This window comes from Saccharopolyspora sp. NPDC045839, assembly GCF_056431645.1.
The window spans coordinates 118,854-132,090 of record NZ_JBWKKH010000002.1; the positions used below are offsets into that span (position 1 = coordinate 118,854).

General features: G+C 71.1%; 12 protein-coding genes. 6 read left to right on the top strand and 6 right to left on the bottom strand.

What is annotated here, in order from left to right:
• Positions 1-6: 6 nt before the first annotated feature.
• Complete coding sequence (locus AC07EQ_RS03435; protein WP_478386338.1) at positions 7-795, top strand: alpha/beta fold hydrolase; 789 nt, start codon at positions 7-9, stop codon at positions 793-795.
• Here the strand turns inward: AC07EQ_RS03435 and AC07EQ_RS03440 are convergent.
• Both AC07EQ_RS03440 and AC07EQ_RS03445 read right to left on the bottom strand, forming a co-directional pair.
• The gene (locus AC07EQ_RS03440; RefSeq protein ID WP_478386339.1) at positions 792-1,772 is read right to left on the bottom strand and encodes a sigma-70 family RNA polymerase sigma factor; all 981 of its coding nucleotides are present in this window, start codon (positions 1,770-1,772) and stop codon (positions 792-794) included. The two genes, AC07EQ_RS03435 and AC07EQ_RS03440, sit on opposite strands and share 4 nt — an antisense overlap.
• An 80-nt stretch (positions 1,773-1,852) precedes the next feature.
• Positions 1,853-2,791, bottom strand: a complete 939-nt coding sequence (locus tag AC07EQ_RS03445) for a siderophore-interacting protein (RefSeq protein ID WP_478386340.1) — start codon at positions 2,789-2,791, stop codon at positions 1,853-1,855.
• A gap of 61 nt (positions 2,792-2,852) precedes the next feature.
• On the opposite strand from AC07EQ_RS03445, the gene AC07EQ_RS03450 reads away from it, so the two are divergent.
• On the top strand, positions 2,853-3,854 hold the full coding sequence (locus AC07EQ_RS03450) for an ABC transporter substrate-binding protein (protein ID WP_478386341.1): 1,002 nt from the start codon (positions 2,853-2,855) through the stop codon (positions 3,852-3,854).
• A 60-nt stretch (positions 3,855-3,914) separates the two neighbouring features.
• On the opposite strand, the gene AC07EQ_RS03455 is transcribed toward AC07EQ_RS03450, so the two are convergent.
• Entirely contained in the window at positions 3,915-4,523 is a 609-nt protein-coding gene (locus tag AC07EQ_RS03455; RefSeq protein ID WP_478386342.1) for a TetR/AcrR family transcriptional regulator, read from the bottom strand.
• Positions 4,524-4,652: 129 nt separating this feature from the next.
• Between AC07EQ_RS03455 and AC07EQ_RS03460 the strand changes: the two genes are divergently transcribed.
• From AC07EQ_RS03460 to AC07EQ_RS03470, 3 genes are read left to right on the top strand one after another with little or no spacing between them, the layout of a single operon-like run.
• Positions 4,653-6,200 carry an acyl-CoA synthetase gene (locus tag AC07EQ_RS03460; protein WP_478386343.1) on the top strand — a complete coding sequence of 516 codons (1,548 nt, stop codon included), beginning with the start codon at positions 4,653-4,655 and terminating at the stop codon, positions 6,198-6,200.
• A 14-nt stretch (positions 6,201-6,214) separates the two neighbouring features.
• Positions 6,215-7,390, top strand: coding sequence for an acyl-CoA dehydrogenase family protein (locus tag AC07EQ_RS03465; RefSeq protein ID WP_478386344.1), 1,176 nt, complete (start codon positions 6,215-6,217; stop codon positions 7,388-7,390).
• A gap of 16 nt (positions 7,391-7,406) precedes the next feature.
• Positions 7,407-8,720, top strand: a complete 1,314-nt coding sequence (locus tag AC07EQ_RS03470) for an MFS transporter (protein ID WP_478386345.1) — start codon at positions 7,407-7,409, stop codon at positions 8,718-8,720.
• Here the strand turns inward: AC07EQ_RS03470 and AC07EQ_RS03475 are convergent.
• The 3 genes from AC07EQ_RS03475 to AC07EQ_RS03485 are packed head-to-tail and all read right to left on the bottom strand — an operon-like array spanning position 8,717 to position 11,464.
• The gene (locus AC07EQ_RS03475) at positions 8,717-9,352 is read right to left on the bottom strand and encodes an IclR family transcriptional regulator (RefSeq protein WP_478386346.1); all 636 of its coding nucleotides are present in this window, start codon (positions 9,350-9,352) and stop codon (positions 8,717-8,719) included. The genes AC07EQ_RS03470 and AC07EQ_RS03475 overlap by 4 nt on opposite strands.
• Before the next feature lie 2 nt (positions 9,353-9,354).
• Positions 9,355-10,251 (bottom strand): hydroxymethylglutaryl-CoA lyase, encoded by an 897-nt coding sequence (locus tag AC07EQ_RS03480; protein ID WP_478386347.1) that lies wholly within the window; start codon positions 10,249-10,251, stop codon positions 9,355-9,357.
• A 1-nt stretch (position 10,252) separates the two neighbouring features.
• Positions 10,253-11,464: a CaiB/BaiF CoA transferase family protein gene (locus tag AC07EQ_RS03485; protein WP_478386348.1), complete on the bottom strand. Its 1,212-nt coding sequence runs from the start codon at positions 11,462-11,464 to the stop codon at positions 10,253-10,255.
• Between the two features lie 306 nt (positions 11,465-11,770).
• On the opposite strand from AC07EQ_RS03485, the gene AC07EQ_RS03490 reads away from it, so the two are divergent.
• Entirely contained in the window at positions 11,771-13,108 is a 1,338-nt protein-coding gene (locus tag AC07EQ_RS03490; RefSeq protein ID WP_478386349.1) for a GntP family permease, read from the top strand.
• Positions 13,109-13,237: the final 129 nt, after the last annotated feature.

Below are 13,237 nucleotides of genomic sequence, written 5' to 3' on the forward strand. Positions count from 1 at the left end.
GTTCGCGTGCCGTTCGCGACGACAGCTGACCAAGCCAAGATCTACTACCAGGTCCGGGGTTCCGGCGAACCGCTGGTGCTGCTGAGCGGGCAGGCGAACACCCACCACTGGTGGGACAACGTGCACGCCGATTTCGAGGACGGTTACCGGACGATCGTGCTGGACTACCTCGGCACCGGGCAGAGCGACAAGCCCGCCGACGCGGAGTACGGCGTCCGCCGTTTCGCGGGCGACGTGATCGCCGTCCTCGACGACCTGGGCCTGGCGCGAGCCCACGTCTACGGCACCTCGATGGGCGGCAAGGTGGCGCAGTGGGTGGCGATCGACCACCCGGACCGGGTCGGTGCGCTGGTGCTGGGCTGCACCTCGGTCGGTGGCACCCGCGGGCTGCGCGCCGACGCCGAGGTGACCCGGTCCCTCGCGCAGCCGTCGGCGGATGCGGCGCGGCAAGCCCTGATCGACCTGATGTACACGCCGGAATGGGTGCGGACCCACCCCGGCCCGTACGTCACGCTCGGCGGCCCGATGCCCCACCACGCCCGGCGCGGGCACCTCCGGGCCAGCAACGGCCACGACAGCTGGGCGGAGCTGGCCCGGGTGACGGCGCCGACGCTGGTGCTGCACGGCACCGACGACATCTTCAGCCCGGCGGAGAACGCCGCGATCCTCGCCGAACGCATCGCCGGTGCCGAACTGCTCTACCTCGAAGGTGCCCGCCACGCCTACTTCGAGGAGCAGCGGGCCGAATCCTCCGGCGCCCTGCTGCGGTTCCTCGCCGCGCACCCGCTGAGCTAGCCGCAGGTGTCGGGCAGGCCGAACTTGGGGAACAGGCTGACGTCGAAGAACGCGACGGTGTGCTTGACCTTCGCGCCGTCGAAGTCCAGCACCTGCAGGTGGAACGGCCGGAACACGCCGTCGGGCCCGAGCCGGTACACGCCGAAGGCGACCTGGCCGTTCGCCCGCGCCGGCAGCAGCCGCATCTCGCCCGGACCGGCCGGGCACTGGAGGTCGACCAGCCGGCCGATGTGCTCCGCGCCGCGCACCCACGTCGCGATCGGCGGCATCTCCCAGACCGCGTCGTCGGTGAACATCTGCACGATGGACGGGATGTCCTTGGCCTCGAACGCCGCCACGTAGCGCTCCAGCAGCTGCCGCTGTTCGGTGGTCAGCGGCTGCGGGGTGTCGTCCTCGGACGGCTTGACCTGGTCGAGCTGGGCCCGGGCGCGCTGCAGGACGCTGTTGGCCGCGGCCGTGCTGATGCCGAGCGCGTCGGCGACCTCGGCGGCCTTCCACTTCAGCACGTCGCGCAGGATCAGCACCGCGCGCTGCCGGGCGGGCAGGTGCTGCAGGGCGGCGATGAACGCCAGCCGGGTGCTCTCCCGCGCGCCGACGATCGCCGCGGGATCGGTGTGCTCGTCGGCGACCATGCCGTCGGGGATGGGTTCCAGCCACGCCACCTCGGGGAGTTCGACCAGCTCCCCGCCGGGGTCGTCGGTGGGGCCGCCCAGACCGGTCGGCAGCGGGCGGCGCTTCCGGTTCTCCAGCGCGGTCAGGCAGGTGGTGGTGGCGATCCGGTAGAGCCAGGTGCGCAGCGACGAGCGGCCCTCGAACCGGTCGTAGGCGCGCCAGGCGCGCAGGTACGTCTCCTGCACCAGGTCCTCGGCGTCGTGCAGCGAGCCGAGCATCCGGTAGCAGTGCGCCAGCAGTTCCCGGCGGTACGGGTCGGCCTGCGCGACGAAATCGTCGGTGGCCATGGTGGTCGTGGCGGCCATGACTGCGCCCCTTCGGCTACCTGTCCTGGACTTTTGGTGTCGCACAGCACAGTAACCGAAGTCACCGACAGATCAGGAGGTCAGCAGTGGCCCTCGCGCCAATAGCCCATGAAGGCGACCGCCTGCTTCGGAATGCCGTAGTCGTTCACCAGCATTCGCCGCAGCCGCTTGATCACGCCCGCCTCGCCGGCCAGCCAGCCGTAGAAGGCGTTGGGGGAGGCCGCGTCGGTGGGCGTGTCGGGCACGTCCCACAGCGTCGTGGTGTCCACGTCGACGTCGTCCAGGTCGGCCGCGCCGCCGCGCGACGTCGGGCGCAGCTCGTTCAGGGCCGCGGCGACGCCTTCCTCCAGCAGCTTGCCGTGCGGCATCGCCGCGCATCGGGGGAACCAGCGCACCTCGACGCCGTCGGGCAGGTTCCAGTCCTGCCGGTCGTGCTCCTCCGGCACTTCGAGGCAGACGATGCCGCGAGCGCACGGCGGGAGCGATTCGACGATGGAGGCGACGGCGGGCACGGCGGTCTCGTCGCCGGCGAGCACCAGGTGGCCGGCCGCCGCGGGCGGCGCCCACTCGCAGCCCCACATGCGGCCGGTGCCCGGCCGGTCGGGGCCGAGCAGGCCGATCTCGTCGCCGGGCCGCGCCTGCGCCGCCCAGTTCGAGGCGGGGCCGCCGTGGCCGGGGCCGCCGTGCAGCACGAAGTCGACGTCGAGCTCGGCGGATTCGCCGCGGTAGGCGCGGACCGTGTAGGTGCGCAGGTTCGGGCGGATCTCGTCGGGCATCGCCAGCCACCGCTGGTACCAGTCGGCGCCGCTCGGGAAGTCCGCGAGGGTGCGGCCCGGCCGCGGCAGCACCAGCTTGATCCGCTGGTCGTGCCCGCCGGCGCCGAAGGAGCGCAGGCATTCGGCGGTGAAGGTGATCCGGACGAAGCTCGGGCCGAGCCGTTGCACCCGCGCGACCTCGACCGGGAACGTCCGGTAGACGGGCTTGTGCTCGGTCGACTGCGCGGTCCGCGTACCTGGCATCCATAACCTCCCGAGATCGAGTGCTAGGTTAGCCTAGCCTTACGGAAATGGGGAGGTTGGTTTGCGTCACAAGATCCGAGCGGCTGCCGCGTTGCTCGTCGCCGCCGGCTCGCTGGCGGCATGCGCTTCGCCTGGTCAGAACGACCAGGAGGGCGCCGGCTGGTCCTACACCGATGATCGCGGGATCACCGTAACGGCGGACAAGCGCCCGGAGCGAGTCGTCGCGCAGGTTTCGGCGGCCGGCGCGCTGAAGGACTTCGGGGTCAACGTGGCCGGCACCTTCGGGCCGCTGGTGCGCGACGACGGCTCCACCGAGCCGGAGGCGGGGAGCATCGATCCGCGCCAGGTCACCGACGTCACGGGGCCGGGCTATGGCGAGGTGAACATGGAGCGGCTGACCTCTCTCGGTCCGGAGCTGCTGGTCAGCGGCAAGTACGCGGAGTTCGAGGGCCTCTGGCACCTGGTCCAGGACCAGGAGGAGGCGGTCAAGCGGATCGTGCCGACCGTCGGCGTCCAGCAGTCGGGGATCGCGCTGCCCGAGGCCATCCGCAAGTACAAGGAGCTGGCTCGCGCGCTCGGCGGCGATGTCGACTCGGAGCGGGTGAAGGCCGACGAGGACCGGTTCAACGCGGCCGCCCAGCGCTTGCGCGACATCGGGGCGCGGATGCGCGCCGAGGGCGAGTCGATCCTGGCCGTGGGCGGCACCAAGGAGGAGTACTTCGTGGTGGTCCCGGCCCGCAACCCGGACCTGGACTACTACGTCAAGGAGCTGGGCCTGCCGATCACGACGCCGAAGAACCCGGACGTGGCCGGCGGCGGCTACTTCGAGCGGCTGTCCTGGGAGAAGGCCAACGCCTATCCCGGCGACGTCCTGCTGTGGGACGCCCGGCCCGCCTCGATGAAGCCGGAGCAGATGAAGGAGAACCCGGTGTTCGCCTCGCATCCGGCGGCCGCCGCGAACCGCTTCGTCGAATGGGACGCGGTCGCGCCGATGAGCTATGCCAGCTACGCCGGGATCATGAACGAGCTGGCGGACCAGCTGGAGTCCCAGCTGCCCCGCTGAGCCGGCCGCGAACCCCCGGCATCATCGTCCGATGTGGACGGAGATGCCGGGGGTTCTGCTTTACCTGTCCGCCGGATCGCCGTCGAACCCGTTCGCCCAGTGGCGGCCGCGCAAGGACAGGTCGTGGAGCATGCCGGTGATCTCCTCCGGGCTCAGCTCCGGCGGGTCGGTCTCCAGCCACCAGCGCATCACGGCGGCCTGCTCGCCGACCCACGCCCGGGCGAGCACCTCGATGTCGATCCGCGGCGACACGCCCCGGTAGTCGGCGCGCGCCTGGAAGACCATGGCGGCCGCGGCGGTCCGCGCGTCCATGAACTCGCGCAAGGCGCGCCCATCGCCTTCGCCGCGGAGGATGACCCGGTACAGGTCCCGTTCCTCCAGGGCGTGCCGGAACATCTCCAGCACCGGCTTGCCGGTGAACCCGACCGAGGAGGCCGGGACCAGCGGGAGCAGCCGGGCGTGCAATTCCTCCAGCAGGTCCGACACCACCTGGCTGAGCAGCGCGTCCTTGTCGGCGTAGTGCTTGTAGAAGGTCGCCCGCCCCAGGTCGGCGCGCTCGGTGATGTCCTCCACCTTCACGTTCGCGTAGCCGCGTTCCAGCGCGAGTGCGACCAGGGCGTCGCGCAGGAGGCGGCGGGTCCGGCGACTGCGCCGATCCTCGGTCGACATCGGGAAGAACCCTTCGTGAGGCTGCTCGGTTCACCGTTGTGCGGGCAGTATACGCGGCCATTGACATCCCGAACGTTAGTAGACAGTCTGTCTACTAGTGGTCATGTTGGCGACAAAATGGGAGTCGGTGTGAACCTGGGTTGCTACCTCACCCGCAGCAGCACGTTCTGGCCGGACCGCGAGGCCCTGGCCTGCGGAGAACGGCGGTGGACCTACCGAGAGCTGGAGGAGCGCACCAACCGGCTGGCCTCGGCCCTGCTCGCGCGGGGGATCGCGCCGGGCGAGGCGGTGGCCACCTACGCCGGGAACTGCGCCGAGCTGGTGGAAACCGAAATGGCCTTGTACAAGGGCGGATTCCTGCGGGTGCCGATCAACGCCCGGCTGGCGGCGGGGGAGGTCGAGCACGTGCTCGCCGACGCCGCGGTCCGCGTGCTGTTCGTGGACCGGGCCCATGCCGAGCAGGCGCGCGACGTGGTGCGTCGCGCGGGACTGCCGTGCGAGGTGATCGACTACGAGGACGATGCGGACGGCTATGCGGCCCTGCTCGGCAAGGGGGATCCGGAGCCGGTCGCGGTGGAGGTCGAGGCCGACGACCCGGCGGTGCTGAACTTCACCTCGGGATCGACCGGGAAGCTGAAGGCCGCCGTGCAGACGACCGGCAACCGGCTGGCGAACATGCGCAAGCGGCTGATGACGCCGGAGCGGAGCGACCCCGGCGGGGAGCGCTACCTCGCCGCCGGGCCCATCACGCACGCCACCGGGATGGGTCTGCTGGCGGCGTTCGCCTGCGGCACCACCGTCGTCGTGCTGCCGAAGTGGGGCGCGGGGGAGTTCCTGCGCGCCGTCGAATCCGAGCGCATCACCTCGACCTTCCTCGTGCCCACCATGCTGAACATGGTGCTCTCGCACCCGTCGATCGGCGCCACCGATCTGTCCACGATGAACTGCCTGCGGGTCGGCGGAGCGCCGGTCTCGCCGCAACGCCTGCGCGAGGCCGTCGCGGTGTTCGGGCCGGTCGTCATGCAGGGCTACGGGCAGGCCGAGACCACCAGCGGGGTCACCGTGCTCTCCTGCGAGGACGTGGCCCGGGGCGTTGCCGAGGACCCCGAGCTGCTGTCGTCCTGCGGGCGCGCGGTCTTCGACACCGAAGTGCGCGTGGTCGACGAAGACGGCACACCCGTGGCGGCCGGCGCGCTGGGGGAAGTCGTCGTCCGCGGGCCGGACTGCGTCCGCGAGTACTGGCACGAGCCGGAGTTGTCGGCGCAGACGTTCCGCGACGGCTGGGTGCACACCGGCGACATCGGGTACCTGCGCGCCGATGGCTACCTGTTCATCGTGGACCGCAAGAAGGACATGATCATTTCCGGCGGCTTCAACGTCTACTGCAGCGAGGTGGAGGCGGCGCTCTACGAGCACCCGGCGGTCTCCGAGGCCTGCGTCGTCGGCGTGCCGGACGAGAAGTGGGGCGAGGCCGTCAAGGCCGTCGTGGTGTCCCGGCCCGGGACGGGGGTGCGCGACGGCGAACTCATCGACTTCTGCGCCCAGCGGCTGGCTCGCACCAAGCTGCCCAAGACCGTCGACTTCGTGGCCGAACTCCCGGTGAACCGCAACGGGAAGATCGACCGCCGCGCGGTTCGCGACCGGTACTGGCCGACCGGCGCCCGGAAGGTCCACTGAGGAAGGAAAGCACGATGTCGTTCACGCTCACCCCGGAATACGCGGACAATCCCCGCTTGGCCGAACTCGTCGCGCGGCTGCGGGACTACCTCGACGGCGAGCTCGCCGACTACGAGCGGTCCCTCGGGCTCACACCGGAAACGAGGCTCGGCAGGGAGGTGCTGGAGCCGGTCTGGAAGCGCTGCCGCGAGCTCGGTTTCTACGGGATCCACCTGCCGCCGGAGTACGGCGGGCAGGGCCTGTCCCACACCGAGCTGGCCGCGCTCAAGGAGGAGGTCGGCGCCTCCGGCCGGATCCTCTACCACTCGGTGCTCGGGGACATGGGCGGCCCGCTGCGGGCCGGCGCCATCTTCGAGCACGCCACCGCCGCCCAGCTGGAGAAGTACCTGCTCCCGGTCATCCGGGGCGAACGCGCCTGTTGCTTCTCGTTGACCGAATCAGGGGCGGGCTCGGACGTGCGGGCGATGCGCACCACCGCCACCCCGGACGGGGACGGCTGGCGGATCACCGGGCGCAAGGTCTTCTCCTCGGCCGGGCCGTTCGCGGACTTCTCGGTGCTGGTCGCCCGGATGGCCGGAGCGGAGGAGTCGTACTCCGCGTTCCTGGTCGACCTCGACGCCCCCGGGTGCACGGTGGTCGACGGCGAGACGCCGATGTCCGGCCAGCACATCGAAAGCGACATCGTCCTGGACGACTGCTACGTCGGCGCCGATCAGCTGCTCGGGAAGGTCGGCGACGGCCTGCGCGTCGGGCTGGGCCGGGTCACGACCAACCGGTTGCTGCACTGCCCGACGGTGCTCGGGCACGCCCGCCGGGTGCTGCAGCTGACCGTGGAATTCGTCGGCGAGCGGCGGGCTTTCGGAGCGCCCCTGGCCGCGCTGCAGTCCATCCAGCACAAGATCGCGGACATGGCCACGGCGTACTACGCGGCCCGCAGCATGACCTACGACGCGCTGGCCGCGCTCGACGCGGGCAGCAAGCCCCGGACCGAAGCATTCATGTGCAAGCTCTTCGTCGCGGAGAACGCGTTCCACATCGCCGACGAAGCGGTGCAGATCCACGGCAAGGCGGGGATGGTGCGCGGCGCCGAGGTGGAGTGGCTGTTCCGCCGGCTGCGGATGTTCCGCATCCTCACCGGTTCCTCGGAAATCCAGAAGAACGGCATCGCGAAGGCCCTGCTCGCCACCTGAACCCGTTGGAGCGCCGATGAAGTCGCCGAACGCAGACCGCCGCGCCTGGGCGGTCATGATCCTGCTGCTGTTCTTCATGCTGATCAACTACGCGGACAAGGCCGTGCTGGGACTGGCCGCGAACTCCATCATGCGCGAGCTCGACCTGACACCCGTCGAGTACGGCCTGCTGTCGAGCTCGTTCTTCTTCCTGTTCAACGTCTCCGCCGTCGCGATCGGATTCCTCGCCAACCGGATCGCGGCGAAGTGGATCCTGTTCTCCCTCGCCTTGGTCTGGGCGGTCACCCAGCTCCCGGTCGCCGCCGGGGCCGGCTTCGGCCTGCTGCTGGTGAGCCGGATCGTCCTGGGTGCGGCGGAAGGCCCGGCCCAGCCGGTCGCGCTGCACGCCGCGTTCAAGTGGTTCCCGAACGAGAAGCGCAGCATCCCCGGTGCGCTGGTCGTCGGTGGCGGCGGGCTGGGCGGCATGCTCGCGGCGCCGCTGCTCACGCTGGTCATCGTCCACTTCGGATGGCGGTGGGCGTTCCTGTCGCTGTTCTTCGTCGGCGTCGCGTGGTGCGTGGCGTGGGCGTTGATCGGCCGGGAGGGCCGGGCGGATGCAGCGGAACCACGCGGCGCGGAGGCGACCGAACCTGCGGCCGAGTTGCGCGTGCCGTACCGCCGGATCCTGCTCAGCCGGACTTGGCTCGCCGGATTCGTGGGCGCCTTCGGCGCTTACTGGGCGTCGACGCTGCTGCTCGCCTGGGTTCCGGCCTATGCCGAAACCGCGTTGGGCTACAGGGCGGTGGCGGCCGGCGCGATCGTGACCGCGCCCTGGGTGCTGAAGACGATCCTGACCTTCGGGCAAGGGGCCCTGACGCAGTGGATGATGCACCGCGGCCTGTCCAGCCGGGTCGCCCGCAGCGTCCTGGGCGCATCCGCCCTGCTGATGGCCGGTACCGCCATGCTGCTCATCCCGGCGGTGGCGCACCCGGGCCTGCGGATCGTGCTCATCGCCGTCGCCTTCAGCTTCGGCGCGGTCACGTTCGCCATCGGCCAGACCGTCAATGCCGAGATCAGCCCGCCGGCGCAGCGCGGTGCCGTGCTGTCCATCACCGTCGGCCTGGTGACCCTTGCCGGACTCGCCGCGCCGTACGTCACCGGCCGGATCGTCGAAGCCGCCGGCGACGCGAGCACCGGGTTCGCCGTCGCGTTCGCCATCCCCGGCGTGCTGATGGTGGTCGGGGGACTGGCCGCGCTGGTTTTCGCGCATCCCGAACGGGACGCGGCACGGATCGGCGTGACGGGCGCGATGCCGCCGGACCGGGAGACCGAGCCGACGGCCGTGCACTAGCCGCCGAGGGCCGCTCCGATCCGCTCCGCGGCGGCGACGACCTGGGCGCCGAAGCGCCGGCCGGGGCTCGGCAGGAGTCGTTGCGTCGGCGCCGAAAGGCACACCGCCGCGATCGTATCGCCGTGCAGGCGCACCGGAGCGCTGACCGAGCCGACGCCCGGGGCGCGGGCCTGGACGCTCTCGACCCAGTCGTGGCCGTCCGGGTTCCGCTCGCCGAGCAGCACCTGGCCGGACGATCCGTGCGGGAACGGGAGCAGGGTGCCCACGGGCTGGCTGGCGCGCAGTTCCTCCGGCGACTCGACGCTCACGATGCACAGCCGGTGGTCCGCCCGCCGGACCCACAACTGCACCGATTCCCCTGCCGCCGCGCACAATTCCTCCAGCACCGGCCGCGCGGTCTCGGCCAGCGCCGAGGTCGCGAAGCGCGGGCCGAGGTGGAAGCAGCCCGCCGCGTCGCGCCGCAGCAGGCCGTGCGCGACGAGGGCGGCGGCCAGCCGGTGCGCGGTGGACACCGTCAGGCCGAGCGTCCTGGCCAGTTCGCTGGTGCCCATCGGGTGGCTTTCCACGCAGTCCAGGATGGCCACCGAGCGGTCCAGGACGCCGACGCCGGTGGTGAACGGTTCCGCGGCCACGGCTAGCGCCGGACTTCCGCGGGAGCGGCCGGGATCTTCGCCAGCGCCGACGGCAGCGCGTGCCCGACCAGCCCGGCGAGGTGCTCGCGCAGCGCGCCGAGCTTGGACACGTCGATCCCGGTGTCGATGCCTTCCCGGTGGAACAGGTGGATCAGGTCGTCGGCGGCGATGTTGCCGGTCGCGCCCGGCGCGAACGGGCAGCCGCCGAGCCCGCCGAGCGCGGCGTCGAAGCGCCGGATGCCGCAGCGGTAGGCCTCCCAGGCGTTGGCGTCGGCCATGCCGTAGGTGCTGTGCAGGTGCAGACCCGTTCGCTCCACGGGAAAGACGTCGCGCACCGCGGTGATGGCGCGGTTGATGTCGCCCGGCGACGCCGCGCCGATGGTGTCCGCGAGGTGCAGCACGTCGACGCCGATGTCCGCGTAGTGCCGTGCGACCCGGACGACGCGCTCCACCGGGGTGTCGCCGTCGAAGGGGCAGACGAACGCGGTCGCGATGCAGCCCTCGGTGCGGATTCCCGCGTCGTGCACGATCTCGGCGGCCCGCGCGATGCGCTGCATCGCCTCCGCCGTGCCGACACCGGCGTTCGACACGCTGTGGCCGTCGCTGGCCGAAAGCACCAGCCGCACGTTCTTCGCACCCGCCTCGACGGCGCGCTGCGCGCCCCGCTCGTTGAGCACCAGCGTGTGGAAGGTCGCCGGCTGGTCGGCGAGGCCCGCGACGACCTCGGCGGTGTCGGCCATCGTCGCCACCCGCTTCGGGTTGACGAACGAACCGATCTCCAGGTGCTTGAAACCCGCGTCGACCAGCAGCTCGCCGAAGCGGACCTTGTCGGCGGTGGGCACGATCACCGGCTCGATCTGCAGCCCGTCGCGCAGCGACACCTCGGTGATGAGTACCAATTCAGATCACTCCTTCGGCCCGCAGTCCGGCGGTCTCGGTCGGGGAGAACCCCAGCTCGGTCAGCACCTCGTCGGTGTGCTCGCCCAGTTCCGGGCCGAGCCAGCGGGTGCCGCCCGGTTGTTCGGTCAGCTTCGGGACGATGCCGGGGAACAGCACCTCGCGGGTCTCGTCGCCCTCGATGCGCACCGGGTGCCGCTCGTGCATCCCGCGGGCCGCGAAGTGCGGGTCGGCGACGATGTCCGGCACGTCGTAGATGGGTCCACTGGGGACGGACGCCCCGGCGAGCAGCTCCAGCACCCGGGGGCTGTCCAGCCGCGCCGTCCAGGAGCCGATCGCCTCGTCGATCTCCGCGCCCCGCTCGACCCGGCCCACGTTCGTCCGCAGCGCGGGATCGTCGGCCAGGTCGGGGCGGTCGATCAGGTTCATCAGCCGGGCGTAGATGGCGTTGTTGTTGCCACCGACCACCACGTACTTGCCGTCGGCGCACCGGTAGGTGCTCGACGGAACGACCCCGGGGATCGTCGCCCCGGTGGCCTCCCGGGTGACGCCGAACGCGTCGAAGTCCGGCACCGAGGATTCCATCAGCGAGTAGATCGCCTCGTACAGCGCGACGTCGACGGTCTCGCCGGGCTCGCCGGAGCGGCGGCGCAGCAGTCCCATCAACGCGCCGATGACCGCGTAGAGCCCGGCCACCGAGTCCGCCAGGCTGACGCCGGTGCGCACCGGCGGCATGCCCGGATAGCCGGTCAGGTGCCGCACGCCGCCGAAGGCCTCGGCGACGCCGCCGAAGCCCGGGCGCTCCCGGTACGGCCCGGTCTGCCCGAACCCGGATATCCGCACCAGCACGGTTCCCGGGTTGGCCCGGCGGATCTCCGCCGGGCCGAGTCCCCACTTCTCCAGCGTGCCGGGCCGGAAGTTCTCCAGCACGATGTCCGCGCCGGCGATCAGCTTCCGCGCGACGTCCTGGCCCGGCGCGGAGCGCAGGTCGAGGGTCATCGAGCGCTTGTTGCGCGCCATGGTGCGGAACAGCAGCGACACGTCGCCGCCGTGCAGCCGCCAGTTGCGCAGCTCGTCGCCGGTCTTGGGGCGTTCGATCTTGATGACGTCGGCGCCGAACTCGGCGAGGATCCGGCCCGCGGTCGGGGCGGCGATGAAGTTGCCGAGCTCGACCACCCGGACCCCGGTGAGGGGCCCGTGTCCGTTGGACGCCATCGGTCTTCTCCTGTTTCACGGTGTTGCGGCGAGGGCGATGTGAGCGCCCGGGGCGTGGAGGTGTCCGTCTCCGCAAGCCCCTGCTTGTCAATATTTGGGAAACTGATGCCTTTATTCGGCAAGACAGGACCGTAATCACCCGAATCACGATTCACAAGACCTTGATCGCGCAACGATGATGTGTATGCTTCGCCGGTCCGTCTTCGTAGCCGCCGGTTGGGCAAAACCCGGCCCGGCGGGAAAAGCGCTGCTCGCCGCAGAACTCAGGAGTCGGCTCGTGCCGACCCCGACGAATCGGACCCATAGATGTCGGACATCGTTGTCTTCGCCAACGCCGCGATAACCATCGTCGGCGTCGTCGTGCTCATCCTCCGCGCCAAGATCAGCCCGGCCATCGCGCTCGTCCTCGGCGCGATCTACCTGGGCCTGGTCTCCGGACTGGGCCCCGAGCAGACCATCAAGTCCATCACCACCGGCTTCGGCGACCTGATGACCGAGGTCGGGCTGCTGATCGCGTTCGGCGTGCTGCTCGGCTCGCTGATGGCCTCGCTCGGCGCGATCGAGAAGCTCGTCGACCTGCTCGTGCGCACCTTCGGGCCGCGGAGCCTGCCCTACACCTTCGGCGTCACCGTCGGCACGGTCCTGCAGTCGATCTTCGCGGACGTGCTGCTGGTGATCACCGCGCCGCTGGCCAGCCGGCTGTCCCGGCAGATCGGGCCGCACGGCGCGGCCCGGATGTGCGCGGCGATGGCGCTGGGCATCGAGGTCGGCCTGGTGTTCGTGGTGCCCGGCGTCGGGGCCGTCGCGCTGGCCGGCGTCCTGGACCTGCCGTTCGGCAAGATGTTCCTCTTCGGCACCATCACCGCGGTCTTCACCATCGTCGTCACGCTGGCGCTGTTCACCGCGCTGGCCAAGCGCGGCCTGTGGAACCCGAAGCTCGACGAGACCGAGGAGCTGCCGGTCGCCGAGGTCGCGGAGGAGGAGCGGTCGCCGCGCGAACTCCCGCCGCTGCCGCTGCTGCTGGCCCCGCTGCTGCTCGCGCTGGCGCTGATCGCCTTCGGCGCCATCGCGGAGATGGCCGAGTTCTCCTCACCGTGGGTCGACTTCCTCGGCGACCCGGTGATCGCCCTGCTCATCGGCCTGATCGGGGCGGTGCTCATCGCGCGCTGGAAGCTCCCGGCGGAGCAGACCGCGGCGGCGTTCAAGCGCGGTTTCCACGAGAGCGGCCAGATCCTCATCCTCACCGGTGTCGGCGGTTCGCTGGCGCAGACGGTGAAGGACGTCGGCCTGGGCGAGCTGCTGAAGGGCTACTTCTCCACCAGCACGGTCGTGCCGCTGCTGCTGGTGTGGCTGGTGGCCGCGGTGCTGCACATCGCGATCGGCTCGGTGACGCTGGCGTCGATCACCGCCGCGGGCGTGCTGGGCCCGGTGATGCCGATGCTGGGCATCGACCCGATCTTCGTCGCCCTGGCGGCGGGCGCGGGTTCGCTGTTCGTCATCCACGCGACCAGCAACACGTTCTGGTTGCTGCAGACCCTGCTGCCGCAGACGACGCGGGGAGCGCTGAAGTCGGTGACGCTGACGGTCTCGGCGGCGTCGGTCATCGCCATGGTCCCGATCCAGCTCATGGCCCTGGTGTTCTGAGCCGGGCCGTGGGGGTTTTTTTTTTTTCCTTTCCCCCCCCCACCCCCCCCCCCCCCCCCTCCCCCCCCTCCCCCCCCCCCCCCCGCCCCTCCCCCCCCCCCCCTTTTCGCCTTCCCCCAGCTGCCCCCC

Coding starts and splice junctions, on each gene's coding strand:
- AC07EQ_RS03455 (WP_478386342.1), bottom strand. CDS start 4,523: ATGTCGACCGAGGATCGGCGCAGTCGCCGGACCCGCCGCCTCCTGCGC.
- AC07EQ_RS03470 (WP_478386345.1), top strand. CDS start 7,407: ATGAAGTCGCCGAACGCAGACCGCCGCGCCTGGGCGGTCATGATCCTG.
- AC07EQ_RS03440 (WP_478386339.1), bottom strand. CDS start 1,772: ATGGCCGCCACGACCACCATGGCCACCGACGATTTCGTCGCGCAGGCC.
- AC07EQ_RS03485 (WP_478386348.1), bottom strand. CDS start 11,464: ATGGCGTCCAACGGACACGGGCCCCTCACCGGGGTCCGGGTGGTCGAG.
- AC07EQ_RS03490 (WP_478386349.1), top strand. CDS start 11,771: ATGTCGGACATCGTTGTCTTCGCCAACGCCGCGATAACCATCGTCGGC.
- AC07EQ_RS03465 (WP_478386344.1), top strand. CDS start 6,215: ATGTCGTTCACGCTCACCCCGGAATACGCGGACAATCCCCGCTTGGCC.
- AC07EQ_RS03445 (WP_478386340.1), bottom strand. CDS start 2,791: ATGCCAGGTACGCGGACCGCGCAGTCGACCGAGCACAAGCCCGTCTAC.